The organism is Sinorhizobium sp. NFACC03 (assembly GCF_900103435.1).
Taxonomy (GTDB): domain Bacteria; phylum Pseudomonadota; class Alphaproteobacteria; order Rhizobiales; family Rhizobiaceae; genus Ensifer.
The window spans coordinates 169,729-186,030 of the sequence record NZ_FMXF01000002.1; the positions used below are offsets into that span (position 1 = coordinate 169,729).

General features: G+C 61.2%; 10 protein-coding genes. 8 read left to right on the forward strand and 2 right to left on the reverse strand.

Annotated elements, in window-relative coordinates; all coding sequences use genetic code 11:
- Positions 1-79 precede the first annotated feature (79 nt).
- The 3 genes from BLU35_RS06220 to exoR all read left to right on the forward strand — a co-directional run bounded on the left by BLU35_RS06220 (position 80) and on the right by exoR (position 5,970).
- Positions 80-2,920, forward strand: a complete 2,841-nt coding sequence (locus BLU35_RS06220) for a valine--tRNA ligase (protein ID WP_093232415.1) — start codon at positions 80-82, stop codon at positions 2,918-2,920.
- 488 nt (positions 2,921-3,408) lie between these two features.
- On the forward strand, positions 3,409-4,689 hold the full coding sequence (locus BLU35_RS06225; protein WP_058320612.1) for an OmpP1/FadL family transporter: 1,281 nt from the start codon (positions 3,409-3,411) through the stop codon (positions 4,687-4,689).
- Between the two features lie 474 nt (positions 4,690-5,163).
- Positions 5,164-5,970, forward strand: coding sequence for an exopolysaccharide production regulator ExoR (gene exoR / locus BLU35_RS06230; protein WP_058320613.1), 807 nt, complete (start codon positions 5,164-5,166; stop codon positions 5,968-5,970).
- A gap of 58 nt (positions 5,971-6,028) precedes the next feature.
- Here exoR and xth read toward each other — a convergent pair whose 3' ends face one another.
- Positions 6,029-6,820 carry an exodeoxyribonuclease III gene (gene xth / locus BLU35_RS06235; protein WP_057255799.1) on the reverse strand — a complete coding sequence of 264 codons (792 nt, stop codon included), beginning with the start codon at positions 6,818-6,820 and terminating at the stop codon, positions 6,029-6,031.
- Positions 6,821-7,026: 206 nt separating this feature from the next.
- Between xth and BLU35_RS06240 the strand changes: the two genes are divergently transcribed.
- Positions 7,027-8,490 carry a phospholipase D-like domain-containing protein gene (locus BLU35_RS06240; protein WP_058320614.1) on the forward strand — a complete coding sequence of 488 codons (1,464 nt, stop codon included), beginning with the start codon at positions 7,027-7,029 and terminating at the stop codon, positions 8,488-8,490.
- 33 nt (positions 8,491-8,523) lie between these two features.
- Here BLU35_RS06240 and erpA read toward each other — a convergent pair whose 3' ends face one another.
- Positions 8,524-8,856, reverse strand: coding sequence for an iron-sulfur cluster insertion protein ErpA (gene erpA, locus BLU35_RS06245; protein WP_057255803.1), 333 nt, complete (start codon positions 8,854-8,856; stop codon positions 8,524-8,526).
- A 213-nt stretch (positions 8,857-9,069) separates the two neighbouring features.
- On the opposite strand from erpA, the gene BLU35_RS06250 reads away from it, so the two are divergent.
- From BLU35_RS06250 to nagZ, 4 genes are all read left to right on the forward strand, one after another.
- Positions 9,070-10,287 (forward strand): deoxyguanosinetriphosphate triphosphohydrolase, encoded by a 1,218-nt coding sequence (locus tag BLU35_RS06250; protein ID WP_093232416.1) that lies wholly within the window; start codon positions 9,070-9,072, stop codon positions 10,285-10,287.
- Positions 10,288-10,383: 96 nt separating this feature from the next.
- Complete coding sequence (gene argS / locus BLU35_RS06255) at positions 10,384-12,144, forward strand: arginine--tRNA ligase (RefSeq protein WP_093232417.1); 1,761 nt, start codon at positions 10,384-10,386, stop codon at positions 12,142-12,144.
- A gap of 63 nt (positions 12,145-12,207) precedes the next feature.
- Complete coding sequence (locus tag BLU35_RS06260) at positions 12,208-15,120, forward strand: SPOR domain-containing protein (RefSeq protein WP_093232418.1); 2,913 nt, start codon at positions 12,208-12,210, stop codon at positions 15,118-15,120.
- Between the two features lie 154 nt (positions 15,121-15,274).
- Positions 15,275-16,291 carry a beta-N-acetylhexosaminidase gene (gene nagZ, locus BLU35_RS06265; RefSeq protein WP_057255810.1) on the forward strand — a complete coding sequence of 339 codons (1,017 nt, stop codon included), beginning with the start codon at positions 15,275-15,277 and terminating at the stop codon, positions 16,289-16,291.
- Positions 16,292-16,302 lie beyond the last annotated feature (11 nt).

The window sequence follows — 16,302 nt, forward strand, 5'->3', positions numbered from 1 at the left end:
CTTTTTGCGTTCGTGTTGACTTGCACCGGCCGTTCCGGTTTACAAGACACAGACATCACTCTCCAAAATTGGCTCCAAAATGCTTGATAAGACCTACGATTCCGCATCCGTCGACCCACGTATCGCCAAGAAGTGGGACGAAGAAAACGCGTTTCGTGCAGGCGCGGGTGCCAAGCCCGGCGCCGATAGCTTCTGCATCGTGATCCCGCCGCCGAACGTAACCGGTTCGCTGCACATGGGCCACGCGCTCAACAACACGCTTCAGGACGTCATGGTTCGCTTCGAGCGCATGCGCGGCAAGGACGTGCTGTGGCAGCCGGGCATGGACCATGCCGGTATTGCGACCCAGATGGTCGTCGAGCGCAAGCTGATGGAAACCCAGCAGCACCGTCGGCAGATGGGGCGCGAGGCCTTCATTGAGAAGGTCTGGGAGTGGAAGGCCGAATCCGGCGGCTTGATCTTCAATCAGTTGAAGCGGCTCGGCGCATCCTGCGACTGGTCGCGTGAACGCTTCACCATGGACGACGGCCTCTCGGAAGCCGTTCTGGAGGTCTTCGTCTCGCTCTACAAGGAAGGGCTGATCTACAAGGACAAGCGCCTGGTCAACTGGGACCCGAAGCTTCTGACGGCGATTTCCGATCTGGAGGTCGAGCAGCACGAGATCAACGGCAATCTCTGGTATCTGCGCTATCCGCTCGAACCGGGTGTCACCTATGAACATCCGATTGCCTTCAATGAGGAAGGCAAGGCGACCGAATGGGAGAAACGCGACTATCTGGTCGTCGCGACCACCCGCCCGGAAACGATGCTCGGGGACAGCGGCATTGCCGTCAACCCGGACGACGAGCGCTATAAACCGCTCCTCGGCAAGCATGTCATCCTGCCGATCGTCGGCCGGCGCATTCCGGTTGTCGCCGACAGCTATGCGGATCCGACGGCCGGCACCGGCGCGGTGAAGATCACGCCTGCGCACGACTTCAACGACTTCGACGTCGGCAAGCGCGCAGGCCTCAGCGCGATCAACGTCATGACGATCGAAGGTCGCATCACCATCAAGGACAACGAGGAGTTCCTCGAAGGGCTTTCCGATCCGGCAGCCCTGCATGGTGCGTGGGACGAACTCGAAGGCAAGGACCGCTTCGAGGCGCGCAAGATCATCGTCCGCATCTTCGAAGAGGCTGGCCTGCTCGACAAGATCGAGCCGCACAAGCACATGGTCCCCCATGGCGACCGTGGCGGCGTGCCGATCGAGCCGCGCCTGACGGAACAATGGTACGTCGACGCCAAGACGCTCGCGAAGCCTGCGATTGCCGCCGTCAAGGAAGGCCGGACGAACTTCGTTCCGAAGAACTGGGAAAAGACCTACTTCGAGTGGATGGAAAACATCCAGCCCTGGTGCGTCTCGCGCCAGCTCTGGTGGGGGCATCAGATCCCGGCCTGGTACGGCCCGGATGGTCAGGTCTTCGTCGAGAAGACCGAGGAAGAGGCGCTGCACGCCGCGATCCAGCACTATCTCGCGCATGAAGGCCCGATGAAGGCCTATGTCGAGGACCTGCTCGAAAACTTCAAGCCGGGCGAAATCCTGACTCGCGACGAAGACGTGCTCGACACCTGGTTCTCGTCGGCGCTCTGGCCGTTCTCCACGCTCGGCTGGCCGAACGAGACGCCGGAACTGGAGAAGTACTATCAGACCGACGTCCTGGTGACAGGCTTCGACATCATCTTCTTCTGGGTCGCCCGCATGATGATGATGGGCCTGCACTTCATGAAGGATGCCGACGGCACCCCGGTCGAGCCGTTCCATACGGTCTACGTCCATGCGCTCGTTCGCGACAAGAACGGCCAGAAGATGTCGAAGTCGAAGGGCAACGTCATCGACCCGCTCGAACTTATCGACGAATATGGGGCCGACGCACTGCGCTTCACGCTGGCGATCATGGCTGCCCAGGGCCGCGACGTGAAGCTCGATCCCGCCCGCATCGCCGGTTATCGCAACTTCGGCACGAAGCTCTGGAACGCGACGCGTTTTGCCCAGATGAACGGCGTGGTCGACAGCGACGGTTTCATCCCCGAAGCCGCGTCGCTTACCATCAACCGCTGGATCCTGACGGAGCTTTCGCGCACCATCCGCGACGTCACCGAGGCGATCGAGGCCTATCGTTTCAACGAAGCCGCCGGCAGTCTCTATCGTTTCGTCTGGAACCAGTTCTGCGATTGGTATCTCGAACTGCTGAAGCCGGTCTTCAACGGCGAGGACGAGGCGGCCAAGCGCGAGTCGCAGGCCTGCGTCGCCTATGTTCTCGATGAGATCTACAAGCTGCTGCACCCGTTCATGCCGTTCATGACCGAGGAGCTCTGGGGGCAGACGGCAGGCGAGGGCCGTGAACGCGAGACGCTGCTCTGCCACGCCGAATGGCCGGCGGCTTCCTATGCCGATGATGCGGCCGCCGACGAGATCAACTGGCTGATCGACCTCGTTTCGGGCATCCGCTCCGTCCGCTCGGAGATGAATGTTCCCCCGGCAGCAACCGCGCCGCTGATTGTCGTCGGTGCGAACAATCTGACGCGCGAACGCCTGCAGCAGCATGCTCCGGCAATCGCGCGCCTGGCGCGTGTCGAACACATCGACTATGCGACTGTCGCCCCGCGCGGCAGTGCCCAGATCGTTGTGGGTGAGGCGACCGCGTGCCTCCCGCTTGGCAACCTGATCGATCTCTCCGCCGAGAAGTCGCGCCTGGAGAAGGCGATCGCCAAGGTGGATGCGGAGCGCGAGCGTATTCTTGGCAAATTGGCCAATGAAAAGTTCGTCGCGAACGCAAAACCGGAACTGGTGGAAGCGGAGCGTGAGCGCCTGGTGGAACTCGATCTTCAGAAAGATTCGCTTGGCGTCGCGCTCACGCGCGTGGCGGAAGCCGGTTAGGAAGCACGCTAAGGGTGCAACCGCCCACAGGGTTGATCGGCCAAGGAAGTCAAAATCCGCGACAGGTCCGTCGCGGATTTTTTATTTTAGTATGATTTTATATACTTGCCGGGGCGCGCTTCGCGATCGAATCGCTGAGCTGAATACTGTCGGCCGTTCACGAAATCGCTCGGCATGGGCAGGCGGAGTTTCAACGGCCATTTTTGTTGATCTTCAGCAAAAACCAATATTGTTGTCTCCACGACACAGCTTTCGCGAGTGTTGGAAGTTTTTCCTATTTTATTGGGTTATTTACCTATTTTCCGGAATATCATTTCGGAAATGCGCGAATGTGTCTAAATCATGAGAATCTTACGTAAATTATGTGACGCATAGTGCCGCACCGCCTCTGCATCTGGCATTTGCGATTTCACATGTTCGTGAGAATACTTCCGCCATACGCGGCATGAGGTGGAATGTCGCAGATTGCAGTGCAGGGGAGGAGCTTGATGGCTCACATGAATTTTAAGCGTGGCGTCCTGACGGTGGCGGCTGGTTTGCTGGTTGCGTCGGCGGCCCACGCCGGCGGTCTTGAGCGCGGTGGTTACAACATCGATCTGCTGTTCGACCCGTCGGACTACGCCGGCGAAGCTTCGGCGACCTACGTCAATCCGCAGCGCGAACTGAAGAATGTCAGAGACACGGATACGACGTCTGCGGTTTTCCCGTTTAATGGAACGGGGCCGGGTGCTGGCGGTGGTAACTTGAATTCCCGACCGAATACCGCCGACGATACCGAGAGCTATTGGGTTCCGCGCGTTGGGGTCAAGGCGCGCTTTGCTGACGATATCGACTGTATGGCCGACTATTCGCAGCCCTGGGGTGCGCATACCAACCCGGGCCTCAACTGGGCCGGTGCAAACAACAACGTCGAGACGAAGGTCGAAAGCGACAACTACGCCGCAACCTGCTCCTATAAATGGGACGTCGGCCAAGGTCAGTTCCGCATCATCGGCGGCGTCTTCTACCAAGAGGTCAGCGGCTTCAAGGAGCGGTTGGTTCAGGATTTCACGGGCGTGCCACCGGTATTGGCCGCCGGGCGTACCGGCATCGGTCGGCTGGATCTCGAGGGGGATGGTTGGGGCTGGCGCGCTGGCGTCGGCTACGAAATTCCTGAATACGCAGTGCGGGCGAGCCTCGTCTACAACAGTGCCGTGGACCTCGACAACCTTGCGGGAACGATCGACCTGCGTGACGTTCGCGGGCCGGCTCCGGTTAACTTCTATGGGGTCTCCGGCTTTGCATCGATGCCGGATTCACTCGAATTGAAGATTCAGTCCGGTATTGCGCCCGACTGGGTCGCCTTCGGCTCTGTCAAATGGACGGATTGGAGCCAACTCCAGGTTCTCAAGTTTTGCCCTTCGTCGGGCGGAACCCTGGCTCAGCCCTGCACCTCGCTTGACCTGCTTTATCGAGACGGCTGGACGATTTCAGGCGGCTTTGGTCACAAGTTCAACGATCAGTGGAACGGCGCTGTTAGCCTGACCTGGGACCGCGGTACCAGCCACGGCTATGGCACTCAGTCCGATACTTGGTCGCTTGGCTCGGGTGTATCCTATTCGCCAAACAAGAATATCGAGCTTCGACTGGCTGGTGCAGTGGGCATCCTGACGAGCGGCAGTTCGGGCCCCGTTAACTTCGACGGGCAGGTTATCGGCGGCGATGTGTCCTACGACTACGGTAACGATTTCTTCGGCGCCATATCGACGTCCCTTAAGGTCAAGTTCTGATCCTTCGCCAATCTGAGTGTTTGGGCCCGGTTTCGACCGGGCCTTTCTTTTTGATGTGGAACTGTTCGCTGTTGCCTTTGCACCGTTCGCTAATGTGACGATTCAGCAACACATTTAATGCTAGAGTTTGCTAGCATCGGACTCGTCCCGGCTATGTCCATTTCCCGCCACAAACAGGGAGCAGCGATAGTAGGGACAAACCTGCAACCGTGAAAACGAAACCTGCGGCGTTTGGTGTGAAGTGAAACTTGGACCGTCGATGTTCATGTCAGATGTGGCCTTCGGCACTTTTGCGCAAGTGGTCGACTGAAATGGTCTTTTCGGTGCATGTGTCGAAGTTTCGTTCTGGAATGGTGCGTCGATGTTCTCGGCGGAATTGGTGAAGTTTTGGGCGGCGGCGGGTCGTCCGGGCGTTTGTGTTTGCAGCGGTGATGAGTTCGGCGTGGCCGGCTGGAACGGAAGAATTAGACTGTGATGCTTGCGGGTGAACTGAAGTCACTGAAGGTTGCGATACTCGGCGTGTCGCTGGCGGTCTGCGGGACCAGCACCATGCCGGCCCTTGCCTTTGATCCGGGGGCAGGCGTCACGAAGGAATCCGGTCCCTTCGCGCTCTTCAAGTTCGGTTTCTCCGCTTACAAGAACGGCCGCAAGGACGAGGCCGTCGAGGCCTACAAATACGCTGCGGAGAAGGGGCATACCGGCTCCCGCTGGGCTCTGGCCAACATGTATGCCTATGGCGACGGTGTCGCCGAAAACGACCTCGAGGCCTTCAAGATCTACAGCGAGATCGCCCAGCAGGGTGTGGAGCCGGGTTCTGAGGATACCGGCTATTTCGTCAACGCGTTGATCTCTCTTGCCGGCTACTACCGACGCGGCATTCCCGACAGCCCGATCCAGTCGGATATGGCCCAGGCGCGGCAGCTCTATTTCCAGGCGGCGTCGACCTTTGGTGTCGCTGAAGCGCAGTTCCAGCTTGCGCGCATGCTGCTGTCGGGCGAGGGCGGTAGCGTCAACGTTCAGCAAGCCAAGAAGTGGCTCAACCGTGCCCGCAAGAGCGGCCATGCCGGTGCCATGGGTGTCTTCGGCAACGTAATCTTCCAGGAAGGCCAGACCATTCGCGGTCTCGCCTATATGACCGCCGCGCTCGACCAGTGTTCGCCGAAGGATCGGCCCTGGCTCCAGTCGATGCAGGAGCAGGCATTCTCGCTTGCCACCGAAGATGATCGCCGTACGGCAATCTCGCTTTCGCAGAATCTACATATGCAGGGCGACGACGACTGAGGTCGCCGCGCGGCTACCCCTCAGCCAGCACCGAATAGCCGAACGGCAGATCCGCACCTCAGGCGGCCGCGAAAGCAAACTCGCCGATAACAGGAACGTGGTCCGAGGGCTTTTCCCAGGCGCGAACATGTTTGTCGATCGACGTCGAAACCAGTCGATCGGCTGCCTCCGGCGACAGCATCAGATGGTCGATGCGAATGCCGAAATTCTTCGGCCAGCAGCCGGCCTGATAATCCCAGAAGGTATAGAGCGGCACCGCGTCTGAGGTGGCCCGCACCGCGTCGGTGAAACCGAGATTGCGCAGGCGCCGATAGGCCGCGCGCGTCTCCGGCAGGAAAAGTGCGTCGTTCTGCCAGACTTTGATGTCCCAGCAGTCGTGCTCCTCCGGGATGACGTTGTAGTCGCCTGCCAGGATGAAGGGCTCTTCGAGCAGAAGGCGCTGCTCGGCATAGGCGGTCAGCCGGCGCATCCAGGCGAGCTTATAGGGGTACTTCTCACTATCGACGGGATTGCCGTTCGGCAGGTAGAGCGAGCAGACACGGATCACGCCGCCGGCAACCGAGAACACGCCTTCGATGAAACGCGACTGCTCATCGGAGTCGTCGCCCGGCAGGCCGCGGTTGACTTCGTCCGGACGCAGCTTGGAGAGCAGGGCGACGCCGTTGAAGCCCTTCTGGCCGTGGGTCTCGACATGATAGCCGAGGGCTTCGATCTCCAGACGAGGAAAGCCGTCGTCGACAGACTTGATCTCCTGCAGGCAGACGATGTCCGGATTGGCTTCCTTCAGCCATGCCAACAGGCTGTCGATTCGCGCCTTGACGCCATTGATGTTCCAGGTGGCAATCTTCATGGCTCGAAACGCCCTTCCATACAGGTGAGTCCTTGCGGCGGGACTCTTCTAGCCGCTCCGGATTCTTTTGACAAATCCGATACCTGCGGACTTTCAGCGCTGGGCAGAGCTGCAACGACGACGGGCGACGCCGCGCGCAGTTTATATACGGTATAGGTGCGGCTGCTTGAATTGATTCCGATCCATGGCCGGCTATAGTCCGGCGCATGATCGATCTCGTGCAGAACTACTGGCCGCATATCCTGGCGCTGCTGTCCTTCGCGCTTGGCATCCCGGCTGCCATTCACGCCGCCATGACCAAGGACGACGTTCGCGCCGCCGCAGGTTGGGTCGGTGTCGTTCTGCTCTCGCCGATCGTCGGGGCATTGCTCTATGCCGTTGCCGGCATCAACCGTATCCGCCGCTCCTCGATCGGCTCGCAACGCGCACTACTGCGCGGGCAAGGCCCCGATCAGTTCGGCAGGTTCGATATCTCTGAAACAGATATTGCCGGAAGTTTCGGGAATCGTTTTGCCGCGATGAAAATCCTCGGCGACCGTGTTTCCCGGCACCGCATGTGTTCCGGCAACGGCATCGAGGTGCTGGCCGGCGGGGATGCTGCCTATGAGGCCATGCTGGTGGCCATTGCCGGTGCGCAGCGCAGCATCCTGATAGAGAGCTATATCTTCGATCGCGACGTGGTCGGCCTTCGCTTTGCCGACGCCTTGATCGCCGCGATCGCGCGTGGCGTCCAGGTGCGCGTACTGATCGACGCAGTCGGCGCGCGCTACTCCGTCCCCAGCATTGTCGGTCATCTGAAGACGGCCGGCGTTCCGACGGCCGTCTTCAACGGCAATATCATCATGGGGCTGAGGTTGCCCTATGCCAATCTGCGCACGCACCGAAAGATTCTCGTGGTCGACGGCCGCGTCGCCTTTGCCGGCGGCATGAACATCCGGGCGGGCTTTAGCAGCGAGATTGCCGGCGAGGAGCCGGCCCTCGACACGCACTTTCGGGTAACGGGCCCGGTGGTCGCCGACATCTTTCAGGTCGCCGCCGAGGACTGGCAGTTTTCCAGCGGGGAGATGCTGACGGGCGGTGCCTGGGCGCTCGAAGAAATGCCTTTGCCGGCAGAAACGTCTTCTGTGCTGATGCGCGCCATACCCTCAGGGCCGGACGCCACGAACGAAACCAATCACAAGATGCTGATGGGGGCGTTCTCGGTGGCGCGCAAGAACATCCGCCTGATGTCGCCCTATTTCCTTCCGGACCGCGAACTGATCAGCGCCTTGGTGACCGCGGCGCGCCGGGGCGTCGAGGTCGACATCATCGTGCCGGCGGTCAACAATCTGCTTCTGGTCGATCGCGCAATGACCGCCCAGTTCGATCAGGTATTGAAAGGTCATTGTCGGGTCTGGCGCGCCGAGGGCGCCTTCAACCATTCGAAGCTTCTGATCGTGGACGAGCGCTGGGCCTATGTTGGGTCGACCAATCTCGATCCGCGTTCCCTGCGTCTCAACTTCGAGTTCGATCTCGAAGTGCTGGACGATGGTTTCGCCCATACGATCGGCGGCATGATATCGGATGTGCTGGCTTCGGCCGAACCGGTCACGCTCGAGGCCTTGCGCGCCAAGCCACTTATCGACCGGCTGGCGAACCGTGTGCTTTGGCTGGGGTCGCCGTATCTCTGACGGCGACCGCAGGCAGGCCAGGTGGCCGTTGGCTCAGATGGAAAAACTCGTTCCGCATCCGCAGCTTGCGACCGCATTCGGATTCTTGATCTGAAACGACTGGCCGAGCAGGTTGTCGACGAAGTCGATCTCTGAGCCGCCCATATAGACGAGCGACAGGCTGTCGATCAGCACCTTGGCGTCGTTCTTCTCCAGCACCAGATCGTCGTCGTTGGCGCTGTCGACCAGGTCGAACTTATAGGAGAATCCCGAGCAGCCGCCGCCTTCGACGGACACCCGCATCGCGTTGTTGTGACTGTCCGAACGAAGGATCGTGGCGATCCGCTTTGCAGCAGCGTCCGAAAGGGTCACGGTTTCTTGCGTCATATCTGCCTCCTGCCGGGGTCAAGAACCGGAGAGATTTGATTGTCGTTTGCAGCACCGCCTCGGCCAACGCCGGAGGTCGTTTCAACCCCCGCGGCCAAGCCGTTGCTTTCGCTTGCGGAATCGGTCGATGCTTGCGCGACGCGTTTCCGTGGCTTTCACTATAGGTATGAAGGCTTCAATGTCCCGTCAATGGGATGACGATTTGGGTGGAAAATGACATTCGACAAAAATGCGCTGGGCTTCGGTTATGGTGAACACGCGCCGTTCGCGTCGAACCCCTGGGCGACGCGCGGCAGGCTCTATCCGGAAGCGTCGAGCGCGACACGTTCGGATTTCCAGCGCGATCGCGATCGCATCGTCCACACGACGGCCTTTCGCCGGCTGAAGCACAAGACACAGGTCTTCATCGCTGCCGACGGCGACCACTATCGGACGCGGCTGACGCACACGATCGAAGTGGCGCAGATCGCCCGCGCCCTGGCGCGTGCCCTCAAGCTCGACGAGGACCTCGCCGAAGGCGTCGCCCTCGTTCACGATTTCGGTCACACGCCGTTCGGCCATACGGGCGAGGACGCCCTGCACGAGATGCTGAAGCCCCATGGCGGCTTCGACCACAATGCCCAGTCGCTGCGCATCGTCACCAAACTCGAGCGGCGCTACGCCGAGTTCGACGGGCTGAACCTGACCTGGGAGAGTCTTGAGGGGCTGGTCAAGCACAATGGGCCGTTACTCACGCCCGACGGCCAGGGTACGCGCGGACCGGTGCCTCAGCCGATCCTGGACTACTGTGCGCTTCACGATCTGGAACTGGCGAGTTATGCGAGCTTGGAGGCGCAGGTCGCGGCCATCGCCGACGATATCGCCTACAACACCCATGATATCGATGATGGCCTGCGGGCCGGCTACCTGACGTTCGAGATGCTGGAAGACGTGCCGTTCCTTGCCCGTCTGATGCGCGAGGTTCACGATCGTTATCCCGGTCTTGAAAGCAGCCGCTTCACGCACGAAATCATGCGCCGTCAGATCACGGCAATGGTCGAGGACGTGATCGGCGTCGCCCAGCAGCGTATCGCGGACATTCGCCCCGAGAGCGCAGCCGAGGTACGTCAGGCGGGTACGGTCATGGCGACGTTCTCCGAGGAGATGAGCGAGACGGACAAGCAGATCAAGCGTCTGCTGATGACCCGGATCTATCGCCACCCGGAAGTGATGCGGGTGCGGGAAGGTGCGGCGTCGATCGTCTGCGATCTCTATCATGCCTTCATGGACGACCCACAATTGATGCGGGAGCACTATTGGATCGATCAGATCTCGGGCATGGCCGAACCGGCGAGGGCCCGTCATGTCGGCGACTATCTGGCCGGCATGACCGATACCTTCGCGATCAGCGTGCACAAGCGCTTGTTTGACCACACGCCGGATTTGCGGTAGGGACGCCCCGCCCGGAGGCTTACGGTTCAAGCGAACCGAGCCTCCTTTTTGAGTTTTGCGCCGGCCACATGTGGTCGGGAAAAGCGGACGGATCAGATGAATCTCTTCACGGACTTCGAATCAAGAATTAAGGACATTCTCGAAACGCTTGACAGCGTTCGAGAAAAGCGATCCGAGCTTGACTTCGGCCGTGTCAATGTCGAGCCGCCGCGCGATCCAAGCCACGGTGATGTCGCGACCAATGCCGCCATGGTGCTGGCCAAGCCCCTCGGCCTGAACCCGCGGGCGCTCGCTGAGCTCATCGTTGAGAAGCTCAAGCAGGATCCGGAAGTCACCGAAGTGACCGTTGCCGGCCCGGGCTTCATCAACGTCCGGCTTTCGGTTTCCTATTGGCAGAAGCTGCTGTCGAACATGGTGCGCACCGGCCCCGACTATGGCCGCAGCACTGTCGGTTCGGGCCGCAAGGTTAACGTCGAGTATGTCTCGGCCAACCCGACGGGACCGATGCATGTCGGCCATTGCCGCGGCGCCGTGGTCGGCGACGCGCTTGCCAACCTTTTGGCCTTTGCCGGTTATGCGGTGACCAAGGAATACTACATCAACGACGCCGGGTCGCAGATCGACGTTCTCGCACGTTCTGCCTTCATGCGGTATCGCCAGGCGCTTGGTGAAGACATCGGTGAAATCCCGCCGGGTCTTTATCCGGGTGATTATCTCGTTCCGGTTGGCGAAGCGCTCGCCGATGAATTCGGCACGAGCCTGCGCCTGATGCCCGAAGACAAGTGGATGCCGCTCGTCAAGGACCGGACGATCGATGCCATGATGGTGATGATCCGAGAGGATCTCGCGGCGTTGAACGTCACTCACGACGTCTTCTTCTCCGAACGCACGCTTCACGCCAATGGGGCGGCTGCGATTCGTACGGCAATCAACGACCTGACCTTCAAGGGGCACGTCTACAAGGGTACGTTGCCGCCGCCGAAGGGGCAGCTCCCGGAGGATTGGGAAGATCGCGAGCAGACGCTGTTCCGCTCGACGGAGGTCGGTGACGATATCGACCGGCCGCTGATCAAGTCGGACGGAAGCTACACCTACTTCGCCGCTGACGTCGCCTACTTCAAGGACAAGTTCGACCGCGGCTTTGACGAGATGATCTATGTGCTGGGCGCCGACCATGGCGGTTACGTCAAGCGGCTCGAGGCGCTGGCGCGCGCCGTGTCTGGCGGTTCGTCGAAACTTACGGTTCTGCTCTGCCAATTGGTCAAGCTCTTCCGCGACGGTGAGCCGGTGAAGATGTCGAAGCGCTCCGGCGATTTCGTCACGCTGCGCGAAGTCGTCGATGAAGTCGGCCGTGATCCGGTTCGTTTCATGATGATCTACCGGAAGAATTCCGAGCCGCTCGACTTCGACTTTGCCAAGGTTACAGAACAGTCCAAGGATAATCCGGTCTTTTACGTGCAATATGCGCATGCGCGTTGCCGGTCTGTGTTCCGCCAGGCGGTGGACGCGTTCCCGGATCTGGACATCGAATCGCTTGATTTCGCCGGTGCGGTTCAGGGGCAGATCGAGGATCCGACGGAGCTTCAGCTCGTTGCCAAGCTCGCAGAATATCCGCGCGTGATCGAGGCCGCGGCACTGGCTCAGGAGCCGCATCGTATCGCGTTTTACCTGTACGATCTTGCCGCTGCCTTCCACGGACACTGGAACAAAGGTAAAGAGAATCCGGAATTACGTTTTGTTAACGATAAAAATAGACAATTAAGTACTGCCAGACTCGGGCTGGTGCATGCTGTCGCTTCGGTATTGAAGTCCGGCCTGTCTATTACAGGCACCTCCGCACCGGAGGAAATGCGATAAGTATTGTCACCATTTTCCCACAATGCACTGGCACATAAATACAGGCAATTGTGAGTGGAGAGCATGGCAGACAAACAATTCGCACGAAGCGGGCCGGCTGAATTCGATGTATTGGCAGACGATGATCCGTTGGCCGAACTCGCCCGGATCGTCGGTTACGATGCCCGTCCGGCCGTACAGCAATTGCAAGAGTTGCAGCGACATCAGGAGGCGGTCCGTCAGGAACCCGCCTTCGATCTCGAAGACGAACTCCTTCGCGCTTTCGACAGCTACGATGCACCCCGTGCTGGGCAGCAGCCTGTTGTGGAGCCGGCTTCGGCGCCGCAGCCGGTCGAAGAGGCCCGGATCGAGCCGGTAGCCGAATTCGCGGAAGAGTACGAGGCGCCGATATTCCGTCAGCCCGAGCCGGTCGCAGCACCGGCCGCTGTCGCCGAAGAGGAACCGGAGCAGGTTGTCGAAGTGCAGTCGTTCTCGGCCGCCCCTCAGGGTGCCGAAGTCGATAGCACGGAATTTGTCGCCGATGAGCCGGCGTTCGATCTGGAGCGCGAGCTCGAACTGTCGCTCGGCGAAGCCGATCTGTTGCCGTTCGAAGAAGAGCCGGTATCTGAGGCGAAGGAACAGGTAGTCGACGACTGGCAGGCACCGGCCGCAGAATTGTCGACGGCTTGGTCCGAGCCCGCTGCTGTCCCCGAGCCGTTCCCGATTTACGACGAGCCGAGCCTTGAGGTTGCCAACCTTGACGTTGCCAACCTCGACGTCGCTCCGGAGGAGCGCGTGGACGAGGCCGTATACGTGAGCGAGACAATCCCGGAAGAGCCCGCGGGCCATGACATTGCCCGGGACGATCTCCTTGCGGATATCGAGCGCTTCCCGGTTCCGCCGGTGACCGCCGTGGTTGCCGCTGCCGTGCAGTCTCATCCTGCCCTTCACGCCACGCAACAGCCGGTCGTTGCTCCCGCAGCCGCCCCGGTAAACACGGTTGCGCCGCCGGCGAAGAAGAGCCCCTATCCCTTTACGCCGACCTTCAGCCGGGCGACGCCTGTTGCTTCGCCCTCGGGCGCCAGCCAGCAGCGCGCCTTCGCCGGTCCGCTCGTGACGCAGGCAGCGCCTGTTGCGGCACCCGCAGCTGCCGCAGTCGCCACGCCTGCCGTTACGCCGGTTGTCGAGGCTGCCCAGCCGGTCCAGCCCGTTGCAGAACCGGAGAACGAGCCGGGCTTCGACATCGAGAACTTCGAAATGGAGCTCTCCGATGCCGCACTGAAGCTCGATCTTGCGGACCTCGGACCGACCGAACCGATTGCCGTCGCACCTGCGGTCGTGCCGCAGGCTGCTGCGCAGCCGGTCATCGAGGCGGTTGCTCCGCAGCGTGAACCGGAACGTTCCGTCGAAACCTTCGTGGCTCCGGCCCCGGTGGAGCAGCAGGACGTGCAGCCTGAAAGCACGCTGCCCTTCGATCCCTCGATGATCGCCGAAGCCGAGAATGGCGTTGCGCCGATCGCCGACATGGATGTGCCGCAGCTGCCGGTTATCGAAACGGAAAAGCCGGTCGCCTATCCGGCAGACTACGATCTCGATATCGATGCGGAAATGGCGCAGCTGTTCGGCACGCCGGCTCCGGCCGCCAAGGATCCCCGTCCGGCCGCGGTTGAAAAGGCCGAAGTGGCTCGTCCGACCCCGGCAGCAAATGCAAATCCGTCGTTCGGAGGCGGCGCGCTCGACGATTTCGACGAATTCGAAAAGGCGATGGAAGAGGACTTCCGCCGCTCCATAACCGAACGGAAGTCGCCGACGCGTGATGCCGAGCGGGTTTCCCCGGTGCAGAGCCAGGACGATGCGGGCGACTATCGCGACTACGGCTCGGGTCGGCGGTCGCAGCGCACGATGCTGCTCGCGGCAAGCGTTGCTGGCGTCATCATTCTCGGTGGTGCGGCTGTCTACGCCTGGATGGGCGGCAGTGGTGCGGTAACCTCTGCCGAGGGTCCCAAGATCATTCTCGCCGACAAGGGACCGGTTAAGGTCGTGCCGGAAGAAAAGGGCGGCAAGACCGTACCGAACCAGGACAAGGCCGTTTACGATCGCGTCGCTGGAGCCCAAGCCGGAGCGCCGCAGCAGGAAGCATTGGTTTCTTCGACCGAAGAGCCGATGGACGTCGTTCAGAAGACGCTGACGCCGGAAACGCTGCCGCTCGAAGGCAGCGACGACTCGGACGGCCTGCAGGCCAACCTGCCGGCGGATGACGAGGACGGCGCTCGCTTGCTGCCGGATGGCGGCGCCCAGACTGCCGCTCAGGAAGAAGACAAGGCACCGGCCGTCGCACCGCGCAAGGTGCGCACGATGATCGTCAAGCCGGATGGCACGCTGGTTGCTCGTGAAGAGCCGGTTGCCGCACCCGCGACCGATGTCGCCGGCGCGACGCAGCCGCTGCCGGAAGCGCCCTCGAAGGAAGTCGCTTCGGCTGACGTCACTGCTGCCGGTCAGGCATCGGCCAATGTCGATCAGGTAGCGCTTGCCGCAACGGGCAATGCCGATATCGAACAGGTTCCGGTTCGCAGCGTGACGACGACGGCAACAGGCGACAAGGCGCCAACGCCGCAGGCGCGTCCGGTCGAGCAGCCGGCTAATGTTGCCGGCACTGCTACCGAGCGCAGCAACGTGCGTCCGGCCGAAGAGCCGGCGGCTGCCACTGCAGAAGCCCAGCCGGCGCAGCAGGTTGCAACCGCATCGGTTCCGACCGGCGGATACTTCATCCAGGTCGCATCCCTGCCGTCCGAAGCCGAAGCACAGAAGTCCTACAACAGCCTTTCCAGCAAGTTCGGCAGCGTCATTGGCGGCCGTGGCGTCGATATCCGCAAGGCGGAGATCGCCGGCAAGGGCACCTACTATCGTGTCCGCATCCCGGCCGGCTCCAAGGAAGAGGCAATTGCCCTGTGCTCCAAGTACAAGGGCGCTGGCGGAAGCTGCCTGGTGACCAAGTAAGCCGGGCACAACGGATAGAGTTGAGAAGGGCGCGGCTCATAGGCCGCGCCCTTCGCATTTCAGGGTTTTCGTTTGCCCCATGGCCTTGTGCATGAACGACGGGGCTTCGTCTTTGTGGCTTCGCGCCGGGCGGCGCCCGCTCTATGCTTTCTCAATGAGCGAATCAAAAGCATTTATCTCGGGCTGCAAGGGCCTTTCTCTTAACGAAGACGAACGCCAGTTCTTTGCCGGCGAGCGGCCATGGGGCTTCATCCTGTTCGGGCGCAATATCGGCGAGGAGCAGCAGATTTCCGATCTGGTGGCGTCACTTCGCGACAGCATCGGCAATCCGAACGCGCCTGTGCTCATCGACCAGGAAGGCGGGCGCGTGCAGCGCATTCGGCCACCGCTCGTCCAGCAATACCCGAATGGCGCGGCGATCGGCGAAATCTATCGCCGCGACCGGGAGCTCGGTCTGCGTGCTGCCTGGCTGATGGGACGCCTCCACGCCTTCGACCTGATGCGCTTCGGCATCACGGTCGATTGTCTGCCGGTGCTCGATGTGCCGGTGCCCGGCAGCCACGACGTCATCGGCAATCGCGCTTATGGTCACGCCCCTGAGGCCGTAACGGCGATCGGCCGCGCGATGGGCGAGGGGTTGAAGGCCGGCGGCATGCTGCCTGTCATGAAGCACATGCCCGGTCACGGCCGCACCTTCGTCGACTCGCACCACAATCTGCCTGTGGTCAGGGCTACTTTCGAAGAGCTTGCCGCCAGCGACTTCCTGCCCTTCGTTGCGATGAAGGACGAGGTGATGGCGATGTCGGCGCACATGGTCTTCACTACGATCGACCCGGACAATCCGGCGACAACCTCGGCGAAGGTGGTGCGCGAGATCATTCGCGGTCACATCGGTTTCGACGGTCTTTTGATGTCGGACGACGTCTCGATGAACGCGCTGGCCGGCGACATGACCACTCGCGCGCGCAACATCATCGCCGCGGGGCTTGATCTCGTCTTGCATTGTCATGGCATAATGGAAGAAATGAAGGCCGTCGCCGACGTGGTGCCGGTTCTCGCCGGCGAGAGCCTGCGTCGGGCGAAGGCTGTCGAAGCGGCGTTCCGGGCGCCTGACGATGCGAGCGAAAGCGATCTACGGACAGAGTTTAACGGCCAGTTCGCGACGGTGTAAGGTAGGCGCGG